Origin of the sequence: Pseudomonas sp. ICMP 8385, from assembly GCF_002699915.1 — a bacterium.
GTDB classification, from domain to species: Bacteria; Pseudomonadota; Gammaproteobacteria; order Pseudomonadales; family Pseudomonadaceae; genus Aquipseudomonas; species Aquipseudomonas gessardii.
The window spans coordinates 74,870-95,339 of sequence record NZ_LKBY01000091.1; the positions used below are offsets into that span (position 1 = coordinate 74,870).

Consider the following 20,470-nt stretch of genomic DNA (forward strand, 5'->3'; position numbering starts at 1 on the left):
CGTGTAGGGCTATGAACCTTCCGGCCAAGAACAATAGCAGCCCACCGCCAGGGTGTGGGTCGCGTTCACCGCTCGACCGCCCTTGAGCGCCTGCAGGATCGGTTCGATAAAGCTGTTGCTCGAATTACAGGTCAGGCCCTCGCTGTACGGGCCGAAATACGCCAGTTTGCCATTGCGATCCCAGATCCCCACTGCCGGGCTGGCGGGCAGTTGGTCGGCGCCGGGCAGGCTGGTGAGGATTTTCATCGTGCCCAGGGTCGCGGGCAGTTGGCCGTGGCTGCCGGCTTTTTGCAGGGCGTAGAACTCCACGCCCTGGGGCGCGTATTGCTCGATCAGTTCACTCAGGTGCTGCTGGTTGCCGACATTGCACGGGCAGGCCGGGTCCCAGAAGTGCACCAGGCGGATCGGCCCGGGCCCGGCGAGGTCGTCGGGCAGGCGCAGCAGGTCCCCGGAAAACACCGCCGTATGTTCGCTGAAAGCCCGCAGGTAGCGGCCCTGGAACCAGTCATACGCGGCCCACAGCACGGCGGCGCAGATCAGCAGGATCAGGCTGGCGAACAGGGCGGTGCGGTAGGGTTTTCGCATTCAGAACCATCCTCGAAGGTGGCGTAGCTTGCCATGCTTGCCCTGACAGATGAATATCGCGACTCGATATTCATCTGTTCAAGGCTGTGAAGCCTGAGTCTGGAAGTGTTTATGCCTGTTACCTTTGACCCCGATCATCTGCGCGAAAGCTTGCGGCCCCTGGTGGACGCGCAGCCGCTTTCGGCCGAGGCCAGGGTCTACCAGCGCTTCTACGGGCTGGACCTGGCCGCGCGCAAAACCCCGGTGGCCAGCCGCCTGGGGTGCTTCGAGGTGGAGGGGTTCAAGGTGGTCAGCCAGGCCTGGTGGCCGGCGCAACCTGTGGCAACACTGTTTATGTTCCACGGTTTCTACGACCATATGGGCCTGTACCGCAACGTGGTGGAGTGGGGCCTGGACCAGGGCTTCGTGGTGATTGCCTGCGATTTGCCGGGCCATGGCCTGTCCAGCGGCGAGCGCGCCAGCATCGATGATTTTGCGGTGTACCAGCACGTGGTGCAGGGCTTGTTCGAGCAGGCCGACGCGCTGCAACTGCCCAAGCCCTGGCATCTGTTTGGGCAAAGTACCGGTGGGGCGATTGTGGTGGACCATCTGCTCAACCAGGGCGCCAGCAGCCCGGCGCAGGGGCAGACGTTCCTGTTGTCGCCACTGGTGCGGCCGCGTGCCTGGGGCTGGTCGCAGCTCAGCTATTACCTGCTCAAGCCGTTCGTCAAAGGCATCGCCCGGCGCTTCAGCGATAACAGCAACGACCCGGCGTTCCGCCCCTTCCTCGAAGCCGACCCATTGCAGCCCCGGCAGTTGCCGACCGCCTGGGTGGGCGCGCTGGCGCGCTGGATCAAACGCATCGAAGCGGCGCCGCGCAGTCCGCGGCGGCCCCTGATCGTGCAGGGTGAGGAGGATATGACGGTGGATTGGCAGCACAACCTGCAGGTGCTGCGTGGCAAGTTTGATCAGCCGCAGGTCCTGATGTTGCCCCGTGGGCGGCATCACTTGGCCAATGAGCTGCCTGAAATCCGCGAGGAATACTTCAAGTTCCTCACCGACCATCTGACCTGACCCTTCCCCCCGTAGGCGCGAGCAAGCTCGCTCCTACAGGGTGGGTGTCAGGGGGCCAGGCTTGAGGTGCTCTGGCCGACCGCCAGCCCGGCGCGGATCGCCGCCAGTGCCGCCTGGTAGTAAGCCTTGCCTTCCGGCGATTCGGCAAAGGTGGCGAACTCTTCCAGCTCCGGGTCCGACAGGTCCCGATAGACGTACAGCAGGGTGTTGTGCAGGTCATTGCCGATCTGCTGCATCAAGCGCTCGCGCTGGCCGTTGAGCAGGCTTTGCGCCTGGCCTGCGCCCAACAGGCCGGGGATCATCTGGCTCAGGCTGTCTGCGGCCACGCCGGCAATCGCCAGGCTGACCTCGGCCCCGGCTTCGCGGGCGGGCAGGGCCTGGGCCAGGTGGCCGATGATCAGGCTGCGGGTGGCGTCGGCCTGGATCTGCGGCAAACCCTGGGCGTTCTTGGCCAACTGGTCACGGCGGGTCGCCAGCAACTCGGCGGCGACAATCTTGCGCCCCAGCGGCGACTGGAAAAACGCCAGCGCCGGCTTGGGGTCGGCCAGGTTCTGGCGCAACTGGGCTTCGGCGCGCTGATCCATGGCCTTGGGGGCGAAGCGTTTATTGCTGTTGTCCACCAGCGCCTGGTACACCGCCGGTGGCAAGCTGTTGCGGTAGCGCTGCTGGGCGGCACTCAAGGCGTCAGTAAAATGCGCACGTTGTTCCGGCCAGCCGGCGACCGCGTACAACTGGTCATGGCTGTCTGCCCAGGCGGGCAACACGCAGAACATCAGCAAGGATAAAAACAAACGACGCATAGGGACTCCTGTCAGTCGGCCACTATTGTCCGTGTCGGGCGTAGGATTTGTCGAGAAGTCCTATCAATCGCCTGACTAAAGTGTATTTAGGCGCTCGGCGGCGCTGTCGGTTTTCCAGGCGTATGGATACTATGCGCGCCATGCACATATCCCCTGATGACCCGCTGCTGCTACGCATCGTCGACGACCTGGCCGTGAAAGGCTGGTCGCAGCAGAACATCTTCCTGCCAGAGGCTCTGACCCTGGAACTGGCGGCTGAGTGCCATAAACGTGCCGCTGAAGGTGAATTGGCACCTGCCGCTGTAGGACGAGGCCCAGCCCAGGAGATTCGCGAGGGGATCCGTGGCGACCATATCCAGTGGCTGGAACCCGGCCAGGCGTCGGTGTGCGATCGCTATCTGGGGCTGATGGACAGCCTGCGGCTGGCGATGAACCGCGGGCTGTTCCTTGGCCTGGAAGAGTTTGAATGCCACTTCGCCATGTACCCGCCAGGGGCGTTCTACCTCAAGCACCTCGACCGTTTTCGCGACGATGACCGGCGCATGGTCTCGGCGGTGGTCTACCTGAACCAGGACTGGCTGCCCGAGTACGGCGGCCAGTTGCGCATGTACCTCAAGGACGGCGTTGAATATGACGTGGACCCTGCCGGCGGTTGCCTGGTGGTGTTCCTGTCGGGGGACGTGCCCCATGAAGTCCTGCCCGCCCACCGCGAACGCCTGTCCCTGACCGGCTGGGTTCGCCGGCGGGGCAACGAGCCGTTTTGAGCGTGCAAAAGATTCTGGTCAGCCGCTGCCTGTTGGGGCATCGGGTACGTTACGACGGTGGCGCCAGCGGGCCGTTCGACCAACTGGCCGCCTGGCAGGCCGAAGGCCGGGTAGTTGCATTGTGCCCGGAAGTAGCCGGTGGCCTGCCCACGCCACGACCCCCGGCCGAAATTCCGGGTGGGCAAGGGCTGGATGTGTGGGAAGGCCGGGCCCGGGTGTTGACCGCCGATGGCGCGGACTTCAGCGAAGCCTTCCTTGAGGGCGCGCGCCAGGCTTTGGCCCTGGTGCAGCGCCATGGCATCGGCATTGCCGTGCTCAAGGCCAACAGTCCGTCATGCGGCAACCTGCTGACGTATGACGGCACCTTCAGTGGGGTGAAAGTTGCGGGCGAAGGGGTGACGGCGGCGTTGCTCAAGCGCCATGGGGTGCAGGTGTTCAGCGAATTGGAACTGGCCGAGGCTGCGGTAGCCCTGGCCCTGCTCTCAAATCCGACCTAAAAGCCCATGTGGCAAGCCCGCTCCCACACAAGCCCTCCCACACACAAGTCTGGTCCCACATGGGTTATTTGGTGGGTTTGCTGGTGTCTGCCTCAAACCACTTTTCCGACAGTGCCGTCAGCCGCCCATCGGCCTTGATCCGCTCCAGCGCTTTGTCCAGGCTCGACTTGAACGCCGGGTTGCCCTTCTGGAAGGGGATCGCCAGGGTCAAAGTCGCTTTGCTATCACCCCGGCTGCGCAGATCCACGCCCTCGCTGGGCTTTGCGGCAAACTGGCTGCCCTTGAGGGTGTCCAGGTTGCTCAGCAGGCGTTTGGGTTGCTTGTGCGCAATCAAGCGGGCGCTGGAATAGCTATACGGCGTGCTGAAATCGAAACGATCGCGCAGTTCAGGAGTCACAGCGATGTGGTTGATCGCCACGTCGTACTTGCCGCTTTCCACACCGGGCAGCAAGTCGCTGTCGTCGGTGGTGATAAAGGAGGCGCGTACGTCCATTTCCCGAGCCAGCAACTCACCCAGTTCCACTTCAAAACCGGTGAGTTTGTCGCCTTCCTTGAAGTTGAAGGGCGGCGTGTCTGCTTCCAGGGCAATGCGCAGTTCCCCACGGTCAAACACGTCGTCGAACAGTTCGGCGTGAGCCAAGGGGCTCAACAAAGGCAACACAAGTAACAGGCCAGGCAAAAAGCGCATGGTCACTCCTAAAGAATTCAAAGGTGCGAGACGCGATTCAGGCTCGCTTTGCTATGGTGTCGAGTGCCTTGGACAACGTTTCATCACTAAGTTGTCATAACCCTACAGATTTCACAGAAAAACTGGAGAAGTTAATGAAAGCCATTTTGTCTCGTGCAACCCTGGCCAGTCTTTTGCTGGGGGCTTCCATGCTGGCCTCGGCGGCCGATATCCCACGTACACCGGCACCCAAGGGGGCTGAAGTGTCCATTGTCTCGCCCAAGGATGGCGCCACCGTCGACAAGACCTTTACCGTCGAGTTTGGCATCAAGGGCATGGACCTGGAGCCCATCGACAAACAGGTGCCAGGTGCCGGCCATCACCACCTGCTGATCGACCAGACGCAACTGCCTGACCCAAGCCAGCCGATCCCGGCCACCGCGACCGTGATCCATTTCGGCAAGGCACAAACCAAGACCGAACTGACCCTGGCCCCAGGCAAGCACACCCTGCAACTGCTGGCGGGCGATAACCTGCATCGTCAGTTCGAGCCTACTGTAGCCTCAAAAGTGATTACGATTACCGTGAAGTAAGATTTGTTCAGACGAAAAAAGGGAGCCCCGTGGGGCTCCCTTTTTCGTACACGCTTGCAGCCTTAGAACAACACGCGGCTACGAATAGTACCGCTGATGTGCTGCAGCTTTTCTTGCGCCAGGTCCGAGTACTCGGCGTCTACGTCGATCACCACGTAGCCGACCTTCTCGTTGGTCTGCAGGAACTGACCGGAGATGTTGATGCCGTTTTCCGCGAAGACCTTGTTGATCTCCATCATCACGCCAGGAATGTTCTGGTGGATGTGCAGCAGGCGGTGCTTGCCAGGGTGAGCCGGCAGGGCCACTTCCGGGAAGTTGACCGAGGACACCGACGTACCGTTGTCGCTGTACTTGACCAGCTTTTCTGCCACTTCCAGGCCGATGTTGGCCTGGGCTTCAGCGGTGGAACCGCCGATGTGCGGGGTCAGGATCACGTTGTCCAGGCCACGCAGCGGGCTTTCGAAGATGTCGTCGTTGGAGCGCGGTTCCACCGGGAACACGTCGATGGCGGCGCCGATCAGATGCTTGTCCTTGATCGCGTCGGCCAGGGCGTCCAGCTCGACCACGGTGCCGCGCGCGGCGTTGATCAGGATCCCGCCCTTCTTGATGGCGCGGATTTCCTTCTCGCCGATCATCCACTGGGTCTCAGCGGTTTCCGGCACGTGCAGGGTCACGATATCGGACATGCCCAGCAGTTCGGTCAGGCTCGACACCTGGGTGGCGTTGCCCAACGGCAGCTTGGTCAGGGTGTCGTAGAAGAACACCTGCATCCCCAGGCCTTCAGCCAGTACCGACAACTGGGTACCGATCGAGCCGTAACCGACAATACCCAGCTTCTTACCGCGGATTTCAAAGGAGTTGGCCGCGCTTTTGATCCAGCCGCCACGGTGGCAGGAAGCGTTTTTCTCAGGGATGCCACGCAGCAACAGGATCGCTTCCGCTAACACCAGCTCCGCAACGGAGCGGGTATTGGAGTACGGGGCGTTGAACACCGCGATACCGCGCTCGCGCGCCGCATTGAGGTCGACCTGGTTGGTGCCGATGCAGAAACAGCCGACCGCCACCAACTTCTTGGCGTGGTCGAAGACCTCTTCGGTCAGCTGGGTGCGGGAGCGAATGCCGATAAAGTGCGCGTCGGCGATCTTTTCCTTGAGCTGGGATTCCGGCAGAGAACTGGTGATGTACTCAATGCTGGTGTACCCGGCGGCCTTTAGGACGTCGACGGCCGATGGGTGGACGCCTTCCAGAAGAAGGAACTTGATCTTGCTCTTATCGAGAGAAGTCTTGCTCATCTGCGTAAACCTGTGTCCCGGAGAAAAATGGCAGGGAATCGGATCGTTTAAGCTGACCCGGACGGCAGGAAAGCCGTCACCGCAGAAACGCCCTTGGGCTCTGTCCTGCGGGGGCGGTATGCTAGCATACGCGCCCCGCTAAACACTCATTCCTGCGACGTGAAGCGTTCTCAGGATGACCATGAATTGTTCGAGAGTTCTGTCGATGACCCATCCTGCCCTGATTGATGAGCTAAAGACCCTGGTTGAGCCCGGCAAAGTGCTGACCGATGCAGACTCCCTGGAGGCTTACGGCAAGGATTGGACCAAGCACTTCGCCCCCGCGCCGACCGCCATCGTCTTCCCCAAGACCATTGAGCAGGTGCAGGCCATTGTCCGTTGGGCCAACACGCACAAGGTGGCGCTGGTGCCATCCGGTGGGCGTACCGGCTTGTCGGCGGCTGCGGTGGCGGCCAATGGCGAAGTGGTGGTGTCGTTCGACTACATGAACCAGATCCTCGACGTGAACCTCACCGACCGCACCGCCGTGTGCCAGCCGGGTGTGGTCACCAAGCAATTGCAGAACGTCGCCGAAGAAAACGGGTTGTACTACCCGGTGGACTTCGCCTCGTCCGGTTCCAGCCAGATTGGCGGTAATATCGGCACCAATGCCGGCGGGATCAAGGTGATTCGCTACGGCATGACCCGCAATTGGGTGGCGGGCATGAAGGTCGTCACTGGCAAGGGCGATGTGCTGGAACTCAACCGCGACCTGATCAAGAACGCCACCGGCTACGACATGCGCCAGCTGTTTATCGGCGCCGAAGGCACCCTGGGCTTTGTGGTCGAGGCCACCATGCGCCTGGACCGGGCCCCTAAAAACCTCACTGCCATGGTCCTGGGCACCGCCGACTTTGACTCGATCATGCCGGTGCTGCATGCATTCCAGGGCAAGCTGGACCTGACCGCCTTCGAGTTCTTCTCCGACAAGGCCCTGGCCAAGGTCATGGCCCGCGGCGATGTACCGGCGCCGTTCGAGACCGATTGCCCGTTCTACGCCCTGCTGGAATTTGAAGCCACCACCGAAGAAGTGGCCAACCACGCCCTGGAAACCTTCGAGCACTGTGTCGAACAGGGCTGGGTGCTCGATGGCGTGATGAGCCAGAGCGAAACCCAGTTGCACAACCTGTGGAAGCTGCGCGAGTACATCTCCGAGACCATCTCCCACTGGACGCCGTACAAGAACGATATTTCGGTCACCGTGTCGAAAGTGCCGGCATTCCTCAAGGAAATCGATGCGATTGTCGGCGAACACTACCCGGACTTCGAGATCGTCTGGTTCGGCCACATCGGTGACGGCAACCTGCACTTGAACATCCTCAAGCCGCAAAACCTGTCCAAGGATGAGTTCTTCGCCAAGTGCGCCACCGTCAACAAGTGGGTGTTCGAGACCGTCGAGAAGTACAACGGCTCGATCTCCGCCGAACATGGCGTAGGCATGACCAAGCGTGATTACCTGACCTACAGCCGCTCCCCGGTTGAAATCGACTACATGAAGGCCGTGAAAGCCGTGTTCGACCCCAACGGGATCATGAACCCGGGCAAGATCTTCGCTGTTTAACCATCACGCAAGAGGAAGTGGCCCATGAGCTATCAGCACAAGTACGTCGACGGCACCAACATCCACTTTCCACTGGGCAAAGTGGTCTGCATCGGGCGCAACTACGCCGAGCACGCCAAGGAGCTGGACAACCCGGTGCCGACCGAGCCCCTGCTGTTTATCAAGCCGGGCAGCTGCGTAGTGCCTTTGGAAGGCGGTTTCGCCATTCCGGCCGAGCGTGGCTCGGTGCATTACGAGGCGGAAATCGCGGTGCTGATCGGCAAGCCTTTGTCGAAAACCCCGAGCCGTGAAGAAGTGCTGGACGCCATCTCCGGCTTCGCCCCGGCCCTGGACCTGACCTTGCGCGACAAGCAGGCCGAGCTGAAGGCCAAGGGCCTGCCATGGGAAATCGCCAAGTCCTTCGACGGTGCGGCGGTGATTGCCCCGTTTGTGGTCGGCAGCACCTTCCCGGACCTGGCCGAGATTGGCATTCGCCTGACCATCAATGGCCAGGTGCGCCAGGACGGCAGCAGCGCGCAGATGCTCAACCCGATTGTGCCGATGATCCAGCATATGGCGGGCTGCTTCTCGTTGCAGGCCGGTGATGTGATCCTCACCGGCACGCCTGTCGGCGTGGGGCCGCTGGAAGTGGGCGATGAGCTGGTGCTGGAACTGCCGGGCGTGAGCCGCTTCGAGAGCTCCGTACGCTAACGCCCTTGCTTATGTAGGAGCTGGCTTGTGTGGGAGCTGGCTTGCCTGCGATGCAAGCACCGTGGTGTATCAGGCACACCGCGGTGATGCTATCGCAGGCAAGCCAGCTCCCACACAAGCCCAGCTCCCACAGTTAATTTGCATACAACCCAAAATCGGGGTTTTGCATTTTTTTCACACGTCATCTGGATAATCCTCGGGCATATGGCACGTAGGCGTTCTGAGCCTGGGCTATCACCTACAGCCGATTATCTGGAATGCCTCCATGGCCGTGCCTCTCCCTTCTGTGAAACCCACGCTTCGTTCGCGCTTGCACATGCGCTGGTATTCCTGGCTGTGCCTGGCGGGGGCGCTGATGTATGGCATTGCCTGGTTGATGCACTGGGATGACCGGGGCGCGTTATGGGTGTTGGAGCGTTTTGAAAGCCCGGTCGAGCGCCAGGAGAGTGTCTGGCTCCCGGATTACCAGGCCGTGATCGATGCCAAGCCGCTGCCCGGCATGGAAAAGGATGAAGCTTCGGACTTGGCCTACGACCCAAGGACCAAGACCCTGTTCGCGGTCATGGGCCGCAACCCATTCCTGGTGGAACTGAGCCTGCAGGGCGATGTGCTGCGCAAGATACCCCTGGTGGGCTGGAGCAACCCGGAAGGCGTGACGGTGATGGAAAACGGCGTGCTGGCCATCGTGGATGAGCGCAGGCACAACGTGACCCTGGTCAAGGTCGATGCCGACACGCGTCAACTGGCCTTCGCTGACTTCCCAAGCTACGACCTGGGCCCCTCCAAGGAGCAGAACAAGGCGTTCGAGGCTGTCACCTGGGACAAGCGCAATCAACAACTGGTGTTGGGCATTGAGCGCCCGGCGCAGCTGTTTACCTGGCACAGCGACGGCGGCCAGGCCCTGGCCGGCGACAAGCAGACATTGCCCAGCTCCGAGCTGGATATCCGCAACCTCTCGGCCCTGAGCGTCGACCCGCGCACTGGCCACCTGTTGGTCTTGTCCGCCGACTCCCATCTGCTGCTGGAACTGGACGAAAAAGGCGAGCAAGTCAGCTTCATGACCGTGCTTGGCGGTTTCAATGGCCTGAAAAACACCATCCCCCGCGCCGAAGGCGTGACCATGGACGAAAACGGCACGCTGTACATGGTCAGCGAGCCCAATCTGTTCTATCGCTTCGAGAGGCAGAAATAGCCGACTTATACGTCGGATTCTTCTCTATGCGCGGCATTCCCCAGACACTGAGCGGTGTTTAAGTTTAAATTCAGGCGGCTGTGATATTCATTTGCCAGTTTTGACTTTGAGCCAGCCCCCATGCGTCGATTGACCCGCCCCAAACCTGCCCTGCTTATCTTGTTGCTGATCGCCTTGGTTGCCGTGGGGGTAGTCGCGCAGCAATTTCGTTTATTCGAGCGCGCCTGGTTCAACTGGCAGGCCTGGCGCCAACCGGCGGACGAGCGCTCCATTGGCCTGGCGGATTATCAGGTGGTGCTGGAGGCGCAGGTGATTGAGGGCCTGGACGATGATGTCTCGGCGCTGACCTACGACCCGGTACGCAAGAGCCTGTTTACCGTGACCAATAAAAATGCCGAACTGATCGAGTTGTCCCTGGAGGGCAAGATCCTGCGGCGGATTAACCTGGTGGGGTTTGGCGATGCCGAAGCGGTGGAGTTCATCAGCGAGAACACTTATGTGATCAGCGATGAGCGCCAGCAGCGGCTGATCAAGATCCACCTGGAGGACGACACGCGGTTTCTCGACGCGGCCGAGGCCGAGCAGATGACCCTGGGCGTGCACCTCAAGGGCAATAAAGGGTTTGAAGGGCTGGCCTATGACTCGGTGGGCAAGCGCCTGTTTGTCGCCAAGGAGCGGGACCCGATGTTGATCTACGAAGTGCACGGGTTTCCCCATTTCAAACCAGAAAAAACCTACTCGGTCCACGTGGTCAACAACCCCCGGCGCGATGCCGGGTTGTTTGTGCGCGACCTGTCCAGCCTGCAATACGACGAACGCAGCGGCCATTTGCTGGCGCTGTCCGATGAGTCGTACCTGGTGCTGGAACTGGATATCGATGGCCGCCCCTTGAGCAGCCTGTCACTGCTCAAGGGGCGCCATGGCTTGAAAAAGCGCGTGCCCCAGGCCGAGGGTATCGCCATGGATGACGATGGCACGTTGTACCTGGTCAGCGAGCCGAACTTGTTCTACGTCTTCAAGAAAACCCCCGGCCCTTTGTAGGTACGGGTCAGAACATCCACTGCACACCTAGCGAATAGCCGGTCTGGCTGCCTTCGGCATGGCCCAGGCGGCCATTCACCTCGGCGTACACCCCAAGCTGCGGGGTGATCGCCAATTGGCTGCCGACCTGCGCGCGGCCAAAACTCTTGTCTATTGAACCCAGGCGCGCAGTGCGCACCTGGCCATCAGCCCGTGCAGTCAGGTCCAGGTCGTCCAGGCGGCCGTCGGCCAATTCCTTGACCCAGGCGATGTCGCCGTAGGGCATCAGGCTCAAGCCGTAAGGCAGGGCTACTGCGCCGCGTACGCGCCAGCCGAGGCTGGCTTCCAGGGAATCGAAGGACTGTTCTTCATACTCAAGGGCGGTGCGCAGGTTCTGCTTCTCGTGGAACTTGTCGATGCGCGAGTGGCTGTAATCGAGCCCGGCAAACGGCCCGGTCTTGATCGCGCCCAGGTCGAAGTCATAACCGCCGAGCACCCGGGCCCCCAGGGAGAGGGCATCGGTCTCGCCAGTCAACTGCTGGTTAAGCAGCACGGGGCCGCCGTTGGCCTGGATCAGCAGGTTGCGCTTGGAATCGAAGCGGCTGTGGCCCACGCTCAGGTCGCCGGCCAGCCAGGTCGGGCCGCCATCGCTCAACAGGGTGTAGACCGCGGCTTGCCAGGTGTCGCTTTGCAGCTTGCCACGGTGCTCCAGCTTGTCGCGGCCGTTGAGGTAGCTGAGGCTGGCGCCGATATTCAGGCTGCTGCTCAGTTGATAGTCGCCCAGGGCATGCAGGCCCAGGCGCCGGGCCTCGGGGTTGGGGGCGGTGTCGAAGCCGCTGTCGGGGTTGTATTCGCCGTCCACGCCGATCTCGCCATCGAAGCTGCCCACTTCACGGCTGGCCGATTGCAGGGTCAGCCAGCGCCGGTCGTGCAGGCGCACCATGGCCTGGTGCTGGCGCTGCAGGTTGTCCTGCATATTGCGTGCAACCGCGCCGCCCGAGGTGGTAGAGGCCATCAAGTCGGCATTGGTCAGCTCCAGCACCAGGCGGCTGAGCAGACGCGAATAGTCGCGCAGGCGCTGGTCGATGCGCTCCTGGCCGAAGGCATTGGTCAGGACCGTCTTGTTATCTTCGTTGGGGTCGTGCCAGGTCGAGCCGCCGGGGATCGCCGGGTTGTCGGTCTGGGTGTAGCCGTCCAGGGCACCCAGTTCCCAGTTGGTGGCTTCGATATACAGGATGGGAATGTTCAGCGCCTCGAAGGCCTCGCCATCACTGCAACAACCGGTGCCGGCGGGGTATTGCGGGTCCAGGCCGGGGTTGGTGAACAGGTTGATGTTCAACTCCCTGGCGATCTGCAACGTGTGTTCGCGCAACGCCGCCAGGGCCGGGTTGGCCGTGCTGTTCTGGCCCGCGTGGGCGTACATCTTGTCGCCGGTGATCAGGCTGTCGAGGTTGATCATGGCCAGCATGTTGGCGCGCTGGCTGGCGCTCAACGACTCCACAAACGCCTTGGAGCCACGCAAGCCTTCCTCTTCGGCGCCGAAGCCGACGATCTGCAAGCCGTTTTCCAGTTGCAGGCCACCGAGGTTTTTCGCCACTTCAGTCAGCACGCTGGCGCCGGAACCGTTGTCGTCCAGGCCCTGCAGGGCCGGGCGGCCGAAGTAGGTATCGAAGTGCGCGCCAATCACCACGTACTGCGGTTTGGTGCCGGCGGCGTAGGCCACCACGTTCTGCGAGGCGCGGCTGCCGGCGTTCCAAGTGAAGTCCTGGCGACTGATGTTATAGGCGCTGCCCATCTGGCTCTGCATCCAGTCGGCGGCCCCGGCGAAGTTGGCCGTGCCGCGGTAGCGGCCGGGGTAGTCGGTGATCAGCTTTTCCAGGGTGACATTGGCGTGTTCGCCATAGTCGTAGGCATGGGATTGAGTCGACAGCAGGGCACAGGCAACGCTGACAGCGAGGGCGAGGGGTTTGATCACAAAGTCTTCCTTGGGGTGATGGAGGGAGTCGCTCGGCGGGACCGATTGCACAATGCGCGCCTCATTCCATGGGGCGGTCGCGAATTGGCGCGTTGTTGGCCGTGGGGGTCGCCTGGCTATAAGTTGTAACGGATTTGATACCAGATGCGGCAGGGGATGCCGTGACTTGGCGCACAAATTGGGGCGGGCGGGGGAGGGAATGCTGCGAAAAGTAGCGCTTTTGTTACATATCCATCGGGTACAACTCGGTCAAATGTGGGAGCTGGCTTGCCTGCGATAGCATCAACTCGGTCTTGCTCAAAGACCGAGTCGCCTGCATCGCAGGCAAGCCAGCTCCCACATACAGCATCAGGCCTTGAGGGTTTTCACGCCTTCACTGGTCCCCAGCAGCAGCACATCCGCAGGCCGCGCTGCAAACAACCCGTTGGTGACCACGCCGACGATCGCATTGATCTGGGTCTCCAGTTCCACCGGGTTGGTGATCTGCATGTTGAACACGTCGAGGATGATGTTGCCGTTATCGGTCAACACGCCTTCGCGGTACACCGGGTCGCCGCCCAGTTTCACCAGCTCGCGGGCCACGTGGCTGCGGGCCATGGGGATCACCTCCACCGGCAGCGGGAAGTTGCCCAGTACCGGCACCAGCTTGCTGGCGTCGGCGATGCAGATAAAGGTCTTGGCCACGGCCGCGACGATTTTCTCGCGGGTCAGGGCTGCGCCGCCGCCCTTGATCAGGTTCAGGTGTTCGTCGCTTTCATCGGCGCCGTCGATGTAGAACTCCAGGTCGCTCACGGTATTGAGCTCGTACACCGGGATGCCATGGCCCTTGAGGCGCGCGGCGGTGGCTTCGGAGCTGGCCACGGCGCCGTCGAACGCGCCCTTGTGCAGGGCCAGCGCATCGATAAAGCAATTGGCGGTGGAGCCGGTGCCGACACCGACGATGCTTTTATCGTCGAGCTTGGGAAGGATTAAATCGACGGCGGCCTGGGCCACTGCCTGTTTGAGTTGATCCTGGGTCATGCGGGCTCCGAAGCGGGCGGGGAGTAAAGAGGGGCGCGAGTATAACCCAACAAAACCTCTGGATTCGTGTGGTCGTCCGGCCAAAAGGCGGGTTAGACTCCTCGGCCCTGCCCAACCCGCCCAGTGATGCTTTCCGATGCTCGAACAGTACGTCAAGAAGATCCTCACCTCGCGCGTTTACGACGTTGCCGTGGAAACCCCGTTGCAGACCGCCCGCCAGCTCTCCGAGCGCCTGGGCAACCAGGTCTGGCTCAAGCGCGAAGACTTGCAGCCGGTGTTCTCCTTCAAGATTCGCGGCGCCTACAACAAGCTGACCCAACTGAGTGCCGAAGAGCGTGCGCGTGGCGTGGTCACCGCCTCGGCGGGCAACCATGCCCAGGGCCTGGCCCTGGCGGCCAAGGTGCTGGGGGTCAAGGCCACCATCGTGATGCCCAAGACCACCCCGGAGATCAAGGTCGAAGGCGTGCGCTCCCGTGGCGGCAAAGTGCTGCTGCACGGTGACTCTTTCCCGGAAGCGTTGGCGTATTCGCTGAAACTGGTCGACGAAAAAGGCTACGTCTACATTCACCCCTACGATGACCCACACACCATTGCCGGGCAGGGCACGGTGGCGATGGAGATCCTGCGCCAGCACCCGGGGCCGCTGGACGCGATTTTCGTCCCGGTGGGCGGTGGCGGCCTGATTGCCGGCATCGCGGCGTACGTGAAGTACCTGCGCCCGGAGATCAAGATCATCGGTGTCGAGCCGGACGACTCCAACTGCCTGCAGGCCGCCATGGCCGCGGGTGAGCGCGTGGTACTGCCAGCCGTGGGGATCTTTGCCGATGGCGTGGCCGTGGCGCAGATCGGCCAGCACACCTTCGATATCTGCAAAGACTATGTGGATGAAGTCATCACCGTCAGCACCGATGAAATCTGCGCGGCGATCAAGGATATCTACGACGACACCCGCTCCATCACCGAGCCTGCCGGGGCCCTGGGCGTGGCGGGGATCAAGAAGTACGTGGAGACCCGTGGCGTCAGCGGCCAGACCTTTGTCGCCATTGATTCCGGGGCCAATGTCAACTTCGACCGCCTGCGCCATGTGGCCGAGCGCGCCGAGCTGGGGGAAGGCCGCGAGGCGATCATTGCCGTGACCATCCCCGAGCGCCCGGGCAGCTTCAAGGCCTTCTGCGAGGCCGTGGGCAAGCGCCAGATCACCGAATTCAACTACCGCTACCACTCCGGCAGCGAGGCGCACATTTTTGTCGGGGTGCAGACCCACCCGGAAACCGACCCGCGCAGCGCGCTGATCGCCAGCCTCACCGAGCAGGGTTTCCCGGTGCTGGACCTGACCGAGAACGAACTGGCCAAGCTGCACATCCGTCATATGGTTGGCGGCCACGCGGCGCATGTCAGCAATGAAGTGGTGTTTCGCTTCGAGTTCCCGGAGCGTCCGGGGGCCTTGTTCAACTTTCTTAACAAATTGGGCGGGCGCTGGAACATCTCGATGTTTCACTATCGCAACCACGGCGCGGCCGACGGCCGTGTGGTGGCCGGGCTGCAAGTGCCGGCCAACGAGCGCCACCTGGTGCCGGCGGCATTGGAAGCAATTGGTTACCCGTACTGGGATGAAAGCGACAACCCGGCCTATCAGCTGTTCCTCGGTTGAGCGACTACGCTGATTGGGCGGCCTTTTAAGGAATCGAGAGCATGGAATATCTGACGACCCTCAAGACGATCCACATGGTGGCCACCGTGCTGCTGCTGGCCAGTGGCCTGGCCCTGGCCGTGCAGAGCTGGCGCAAGCGTGCCGCCGGCCCGGCGGTTACGTTGCACCGGCCATGGCTGTTTGTCTGGGTGTTGATGGGCATCAGCCTAGTGAGCATGCCGTTTACCGGCTGGTGGCTGGTGCACCTGATCGGCTGGCCTTTGGGGCAGACCTGGATCCTGGGCTCCAGCGTGATCTACAGCGTGGCGGCGCTGGCCTGGTTCTGGCTGGTGGTGCGCCTCAATCGCCTGCGGCTGGGCGGTACGGGCAGCGCGAAATTCACCCTGGCCCTGGCGGTTGTCAGCCTGGTGGGGTTCGTGGCGATTGCCGGGTTGATGGGTGCCAAACCCGTCTGATCGTTCCCACGCTCCGCGTGGTCACGCAGCCCAGGACGCTCTGCGTCCCAGGAGTGGACGCAGAGCGTCCGGTGAGGCATTCCCACGCAGAGCGTGGGAACGAGCATTTAGGCGCGCAGGCTAATCACCGGCCAGCCACGCTTCTGGGCCTCGGCCCGCAGATTCGGGTCCGGATCCACCGCCACCGGGTGAGTCACCTGCTCCAGCAGCGGCAGGTCGTTCATCGAGTCGCTGTAAAAATAGCTGCCCTCCAGGCTATACCCGGTTTCTTCCAGCCAGCGCTTGAGGCGTGTCACCTTGCCTTCACGGAAGCACGGCACATCCGTACTGCGTCCGGTGTAGCGGCCATCGGCCATCTCGCATTCGGTGGCGATCAGGGTTTCAACCCCCAAACGTGCGGCAATCGGCGCGGTGACAAAGCGGTTGGTGGCGGTAATGATCACCAGCGTGTCGCCGGCGGCGCGGTGCCTGGCCAGCAGTTCAGCCGCCTTGGGCAGCATCAGCGGCTCGATGCAGTCGCGCATGAAGTCGCGGTGCCATTCGTCGAGTTGGGCCATTTCGGTGCTGCCGAGGATCTCCAGGCTGAAGTTCAGGTAGGCGGCGTTGTCCAGCTTGCCGGCCAGGTAATCCTGGTAAAACGCGTCGTTGCGGGTCTTGTAGGCAACGGCATCGAGGATGCCGCGCTCACACAGGTAATCACCCCAGGCGTGGTCACTGTCGCCGCCCAAAAGCGTGTTGTCCAAGTCGAATAAAGCCAGGCGCATTGCGGTTACTCGCTGAAAAGTCTGTAAAAAGGCGTCCAGAATACGGTCTTTTCACAAGAGTGCACATAAGGTAAGCAGCCTCGTTGCCGCTGCAACAAGCTTTGTGGAACAATGCGGCGACATGCGTTTGCGAGGTTGTTGCCGTGATCGACCCCGATGGTTTCCGTCCAAATGTCGGGATTATTCTTACGAATGATGCCGGACAGGTGCTATGGGCTCGCCGAATCAACCAAGATGCCTGGCAGTTTCCCCAGGGTGGGATCAACCCCGACGAAACCCCTGAAGACGCCCTGTACCGTGAGTTGAACGAAGAAGTCGGCCTGGAGCGCGAAGATGTGCAAATTCTGGCCTGTACCCGAGGCTGGTTGCGCTATCGTTTGCCGCAACGCCTGGTGCGTACCCACAGCCAACCGCTGTGCATCGGCCAGAAGCAAAAGTGGTTTCTCCTGCGCCTGATCTCCAACGAGCAGCGGGTGCGGATGGATTTGACCGGTAAACCGGAGTTCGATGGCTGGCGCTGGGTCAGTTATTGGTATCCGTTGGGCCAGGTGGTGACATTCAAGCGCGAGGTTTATCGTCGCGCTCTCAAAGAGCTTGCCCCGCGCCTTTTAGCGCGCGACTGACGACGGAGTTCGACCCCGAGCCATGCTCAATACGCTGCGCAAGATCGTCCAGGAAGTTAACTCCGCCAAGGATCTCAAGGCGGCGTTGGGGATTATTGTGTTGCGCGTCAAGGAAGCCATGGGCAGCCAGGTCTGCTCGGTTTACCTGCTGGACCCCGAGACCAACCGTTTTGTGCTGATGGCCACGGAGGGCTTGAACAAGCGCTCCATCGGCAAGGTCAGCATGGCGCCCAATGAAGGTCTGGTGGGCCTGGTGGGGACGCGTGAAGAACCCCTGAACCTTGAAAACGCGGCCGATCACCCGCGTTATCGCTACTTTGCCGAAACCGGTGAAGAGCGCTATGCCTCATTCCTCGGCGCGCCGATCATCCACCACCGCCGCGTTGTCGGCGTGTTGGTCATCCAGCAGAAAGAACGCCGCCAGTTCGACGAAGGTGAAGAAGCCTTCCTGGTGACCATGAGCGCGCAACTGGCCGGGGTGATCGCCCATGCCGAGGCCACCGGCTCGATTCGCGGCCTGGGGCGCCAGGGCAAGGGCATCCAGGAGGCCAAGTTCGTCGGCGTGCCGGGCTCACCGGGCGCGGCGGTCGGTACGGCGGTGGTCATGTTGCCCCCGGCTGACCTGGATGTGGTGCCGGACAAGTCCGTCGATGACATCGACGCGGAAATCAAACTGTTCAAGACCGCCCTGGAAGGCGTGCGCGCCGACATGCGCAACCTGTCGACCAAGCTGGCCACCCAGTTGCGCCCCGAAGAACGGGCGCTGTTCGACGTGTACCAGATGATGCTCGACGATGCGTCCCTGGGTAACGAAGTCAAGACCGTGATCAAGACCGGCCAGTGGGCCCAGGGCGCGCTGCGCCAGGTGGTCACCGATCACGTCAACCGCTTTGAACTGATGGACGACGCCTACCTGCGCGAGCGCGCCTCGGATGTGCGCGACCTGGGTCGGCGCCTGCTGGCCTACCTGCAGGAAGACCGCAGCACCAACCTGGTGTACCCCGACAACACCATCCTGATCAGTGAAGAACTGACCGCCACCATGCTCGGCGAAGTGCCGGAAGGCAAACTGGTGGGCCTGGTCTCGGTATTGGGCTCGGGCAACTCCCACGTGGCGATCCTGGCCCGGGCCATGGGCATCCCGACGGTGATGGGCCTGGTGGACCTGCCGTATTCCAAGGTCGACGGTATCGCGATGATCGTCGACGGGCACCGTGGCGAGGTGTTCACCAACCCCAGCGAGGTGCTGCGCAAGCAGTACGCCGAAATTGTCGAGGAGGAGCGCCAGCTGTCCCAGGGGCTCGATGCCCTGCGCGAACTGCCCTGCGTGACCCTCGACGGCCACCGTGTACCGCTGCTGGTCAATACTGGCCTGCTGGCGGACGTGGCGCGTGCTCAACAACGTGGCGCCGAAGGGGTGGGCCTGTACCGCACCGAAGTGCCATTTATGATCAACCAACGTTTCCCGAGCGAGAAGGAGCAGCTGGCGATTTATCGCGAGCAACTGTCCGCCTTCCATCCGTTACCGGTGACGATGCGCAGCCTGGACATCGGCGGCGACAAGTCACTGTCTTATTTCCCCATCAAGGAAGACAACCCCTTCCTTGGCTGGCGCGGCATCCGCGTGACCCTCGACCACCCCGAAATCTTCCTCGTCCAGACCCGCGCCATGCTCAAGGCCAGCGAAGGCCTGAACAACCTGCGCATCCTCCTGCCGATGATCTCCGGCACCCACGAGCTGGAAGAAGCCCTGCACCTGATCCACCGGGCCTGGGGCGAAGTGCGCGACGAAGGCGCCGACGTGCCGATGCCGCCGATTGGCGTGATGATCGAAATCCCGGCCGCGGTGTACCAGGCCAAGGAACTGGCGCGGCAGGTGGACTTCCTGTCGGTGGGCTCCAACGACCTGACCCAATACCTGCTGGCCGTGGACCGCAACAACCCACGGGTGGCCGACCTCTACGACTACCTGCACCCGGCGGTGCTGCAAGCCTTGCAGAACGTGGTGCGCGACGCCCATGCCGAAGGCAAGCCGGTGAGTATCTGCGGGGAAATGGCCGGTGATCCGGCGGCGGCGGTGCTGTTGATGGCCATGGGCTTTGACAGCCTGTCGATGAACGCCACCAACCTGCCGAAGGTCAAGTGGATGCTGCGCCAGATCAACCTGAGCAAGGCCAAGGACCTGCTGGCGGAGTTGATGACCATCGACAATCCGCAAGTTATCCACAGCTCGCTGCAATTGGCCCTGAAAAGCCTGGGGTTGGCGCGGATGATCAATCCGACCGCGACAAAAACCCTCTAAAAAATGTGGGAGCGGGCTTGCCCGCGATTGCGGTAGGTCAGTCAACTAAGATGTCGACTGATCCAATGCTATCGCGAGCAAGCCCGCTCCCACCGTTGACCTGCGGCGCTGTTAAATCCTCAGTTCCACCTCACCCAGCCGCCCACCATGAGGCCCAAAACTGCGCTCGACCATATGCCGCATGCCATCGGCATGCACAATCAGCGCGGTACTCGCCCGCGTCCCGTAACTGGGGCTGGCGATAAACACACTCGACAACAAACTCTCCGTGGCCAACCCCACCCCGGTATCCGGCAGTTCGGCAAAGGGCGCGGTCTGCGGGTCGTTCAAAATACCCAGCAAGGCTTCCGGTTGCGGATCATCCAGCACGTGGGCCAGCGCCGCCTTGGCCTTGAGCAGTTTCGGCCATGGCGTGTCCAGCCCGGCATTGGATAAGCCATAGATCCCGGCCGTCAGTTGGGTAGGCGTCGACTCATTGGCGTTGTAGTGCCATAGCTCTTGAGGCGTGCCAATCAGCAGGTTGAAGCCGGCATATTCAATGGATCTGCCGTTAACATCGGCTAAATAGTCGCTAACCGGCAGCGAACCGTTGAGAAAGCGTGCCACCAACTCGCCCCGGGACTTGCGCGCCGGTGGCTGGTGCGGGTCACGGATATTGGTCAGCGCGGCAAACCGTCCATCGGCGCCAATCCCCAGCCAGGTGCCCCCGGCTTCCTGGTCGCGGCCGGCATACACCTGCGGTGCATCCAGCCACTGGGCCAGGGGCAGGCTGGGCCGGGCGTAGAATTCGTCACGGTTGGCCGCGACGATCAGCGGCTGGGCATGGCCCGGCCGCCAGGCGAAAACAATCAGGCACATAAGGCGATCCCTTTGTGTTTTGCCCACTCTACCCATAGAACCGCCGGCTATCCATCGTATCGAAGTTGG

The 20,470-nt window shown here is 61.9% G+C and carries 20 protein-coding genes; 12 read left to right on the forward strand and 8 right to left on the reverse strand.

All coding sequences use genetic code 11. From position 1 onward, the window contains the following. Window positions 1-9 precede the first annotated feature (9 nt). A complete protein-coding gene (locus tag AO268_RS10015; RefSeq protein WP_099168589.1) occupies window positions 10-585 on the reverse strand; it encodes a DUF6436 domain-containing protein in 576 nt (191 codons plus the stop codon). A gap of 111 nt (window positions 586-696) precedes the next feature. Between AO268_RS10015 and AO268_RS10020 the strand changes: the two genes are divergently transcribed. After that, the gene (locus AO268_RS10020; RefSeq protein WP_099168590.1) at window positions 697-1,638 is read left to right on the forward strand and encodes an alpha/beta hydrolase; all 942 of its coding nucleotides are present in this window, start codon (window positions 697-699) and stop codon (window positions 1,636-1,638) included. Between the two features lie 47 nt (window positions 1,639-1,685). On the opposite strand, the gene AO268_RS10025 is transcribed toward AO268_RS10020, so the two are convergent. Next, window positions 1,686-2,438 carry a DUF2059 domain-containing protein gene (locus tag AO268_RS10025; protein ID WP_076963662.1) on the reverse strand — a complete coding sequence of 251 codons (753 nt, stop codon included), beginning with the start codon at window positions 2,436-2,438 and terminating at the stop codon, window positions 1,686-1,688. A gap of 131 nt (window positions 2,439-2,569) precedes the next feature. Here AO268_RS10025 and AO268_RS10030 point away from each other — a divergent pair, with 131 nt between their 5' ends. Together AO268_RS10030 and AO268_RS10035 are read left to right on the forward strand one after the other, a co-directional pair. Further along, complete coding sequence (locus AO268_RS10030) at window positions 2,570-3,202, forward strand: 2OG-Fe(II) oxygenase (RefSeq protein ID WP_099168591.1); 633 nt, start codon at window positions 2,570-2,572, stop codon at window positions 3,200-3,202. 2 nt (window positions 3,203-3,204) lie between these two features. After that, complete coding sequence (locus AO268_RS10035; RefSeq protein ID WP_076963678.1) at window positions 3,205-3,699, forward strand: DUF523 domain-containing protein; 495 nt, start codon at window positions 3,205-3,207, stop codon at window positions 3,697-3,699. Window positions 3,700-3,763: 64 nt separating this feature from the next. Here the strand turns inward: AO268_RS10035 and AO268_RS10040 are convergent, their stop codons facing one another. Further along, on the reverse strand, window positions 3,764-4,387 hold the full coding sequence (locus AO268_RS10040; protein WP_076963664.1) for a transporter substrate-binding domain-containing protein: 624 nt from the start codon (window positions 4,385-4,387) through the stop codon (window positions 3,764-3,766). Between the two features lie 134 nt (window positions 4,388-4,521). Here AO268_RS10040 and AO268_RS10045 point away from each other — a divergent pair, with 134 nt between their 5' ends. Further along, complete coding sequence (locus AO268_RS10045) at window positions 4,522-4,959, forward strand: DUF4399 domain-containing protein (RefSeq protein ID WP_076963665.1); 438 nt, start codon at window positions 4,522-4,524, stop codon at window positions 4,957-4,959. Window positions 4,960-5,021: 62 nt separating this feature from the next. Here AO268_RS10045 and serA read toward each other — a convergent pair whose 3' ends face one another. Then, window positions 5,022-6,251, reverse strand: a complete 1,230-nt coding sequence (gene serA, locus AO268_RS10050) for a phosphoglycerate dehydrogenase (RefSeq protein ID WP_076963666.1) — start codon at window positions 6,249-6,251, stop codon at window positions 5,022-5,024. Between the two features lie 205 nt (window positions 6,252-6,456). On the opposite strand from serA, the gene AO268_RS10060 reads away from it, so the two are divergent. The 4 genes from AO268_RS10060 to AO268_RS10075 all read left to right on the forward strand — a co-directional run bounded on the left by AO268_RS10060 (window position 6,457) and on the right by AO268_RS10075 (window position 10,774). Further along, window positions 6,457-7,851: an FAD-binding oxidoreductase gene (locus AO268_RS10060; protein WP_076963667.1), complete on the forward strand. Its 1,395-nt coding sequence runs from the start codon at window positions 6,457-6,459 to the stop codon at window positions 7,849-7,851. 24 nt (window positions 7,852-7,875) lie between these two features. Continuing rightward, entirely contained in the window at window positions 7,876-8,541 is a 666-nt protein-coding gene (locus AO268_RS10065; RefSeq protein WP_076963668.1) for a fumarylacetoacetate hydrolase family protein, read from the forward strand. A 265-nt stretch (window positions 8,542-8,806) separates the two neighbouring features. After that, complete coding sequence (locus AO268_RS10070) at window positions 8,807-9,733, forward strand: SdiA-regulated domain-containing protein (protein WP_099168592.1); 927 nt, start codon at window positions 8,807-8,809, stop codon at window positions 9,731-9,733. A gap of 120 nt (window positions 9,734-9,853) precedes the next feature. Further along, complete coding sequence (locus AO268_RS10075) at window positions 9,854-10,774, forward strand: SdiA-regulated domain-containing protein (protein ID WP_099168593.1); 921 nt, start codon at window positions 9,854-9,856, stop codon at window positions 10,772-10,774. Window positions 10,775-10,781: 7 nt separating this feature from the next. On the opposite strand, the gene AO268_RS10080 is transcribed toward AO268_RS10075, so the two are convergent. Both AO268_RS10080 and rpiA read right to left on the reverse strand, forming a co-directional pair. After that, on the reverse strand, window positions 10,782-12,728 hold the full coding sequence (locus AO268_RS10080) for an autotransporter domain-containing protein (protein WP_099168697.1): 1,947 nt from the start codon (window positions 12,726-12,728) through the stop codon (window positions 10,782-10,784). A 348-nt stretch (window positions 12,729-13,076) separates the two neighbouring features. Further along, window positions 13,077-13,748, reverse strand: a complete 672-nt coding sequence (gene rpiA, locus AO268_RS10085; protein WP_029289406.1) for a ribose-5-phosphate isomerase RpiA — start codon at window positions 13,746-13,748, stop codon at window positions 13,077-13,079. A 136-nt stretch (window positions 13,749-13,884) separates the two neighbouring features. Between rpiA and ilvA the strand changes: the two genes are divergently transcribed. Together ilvA and AO268_RS10095 are read left to right on the forward strand one after the other, a co-directional pair. After that, window positions 13,885-15,399, forward strand: a complete 1,515-nt coding sequence (gene ilvA / locus AO268_RS10090; protein WP_076963672.1) for a threonine ammonia-lyase, biosynthetic — start codon at window positions 13,885-13,887, stop codon at window positions 15,397-15,399. A 41-nt stretch (window positions 15,400-15,440) separates the two neighbouring features. Beyond that, complete coding sequence (locus AO268_RS10095; protein ID WP_099168594.1) at window positions 15,441-15,854, forward strand: DUF2269 family protein; 414 nt, start codon at window positions 15,441-15,443, stop codon at window positions 15,852-15,854. 107 nt (window positions 15,855-15,961) lie between these two features. On the opposite strand, the gene AO268_RS10100 is transcribed toward AO268_RS10095, so the two are convergent. After that, window positions 15,962-16,618: an HAD family hydrolase gene (locus AO268_RS10100; protein ID WP_099168595.1), complete on the reverse strand. Its 657-nt coding sequence runs from the start codon at window positions 16,616-16,618 to the stop codon at window positions 15,962-15,964. Between the two features lie 143 nt (window positions 16,619-16,761). On the opposite strand from AO268_RS10100, the gene AO268_RS10105 reads away from it, so the two are divergent. Both AO268_RS10105 and ptsP read left to right on the forward strand, forming a co-directional pair. Continuing rightward, window positions 16,762-17,241, forward strand: a complete 480-nt coding sequence (locus AO268_RS10105) for an RNA pyrophosphohydrolase (protein WP_003176750.1) — start codon at window positions 16,762-16,764, stop codon at window positions 17,239-17,241. Window positions 17,242-17,263: 22 nt separating this feature from the next. Then, window positions 17,264-19,543: a phosphoenolpyruvate--protein phosphotransferase gene (gene ptsP, locus AO268_RS10110; RefSeq protein WP_099168596.1), complete on the forward strand. Its 2,280-nt coding sequence runs from the start codon at window positions 17,264-17,266 to the stop codon at window positions 19,541-19,543. 111 nt (window positions 19,544-19,654) lie between these two features. Here ptsP and AO268_RS10115 read toward each other — a convergent pair whose 3' ends face one another. Then, the gene (locus AO268_RS10115) at window positions 19,655-20,401 is read right to left on the reverse strand and encodes an NRDE family protein (protein ID WP_099168597.1); all 747 of its coding nucleotides are present in this window, start codon (window positions 20,399-20,401) and stop codon (window positions 19,655-19,657) included. Between the last annotated feature and the right edge of the window lie 69 nt (window positions 20,402-20,470).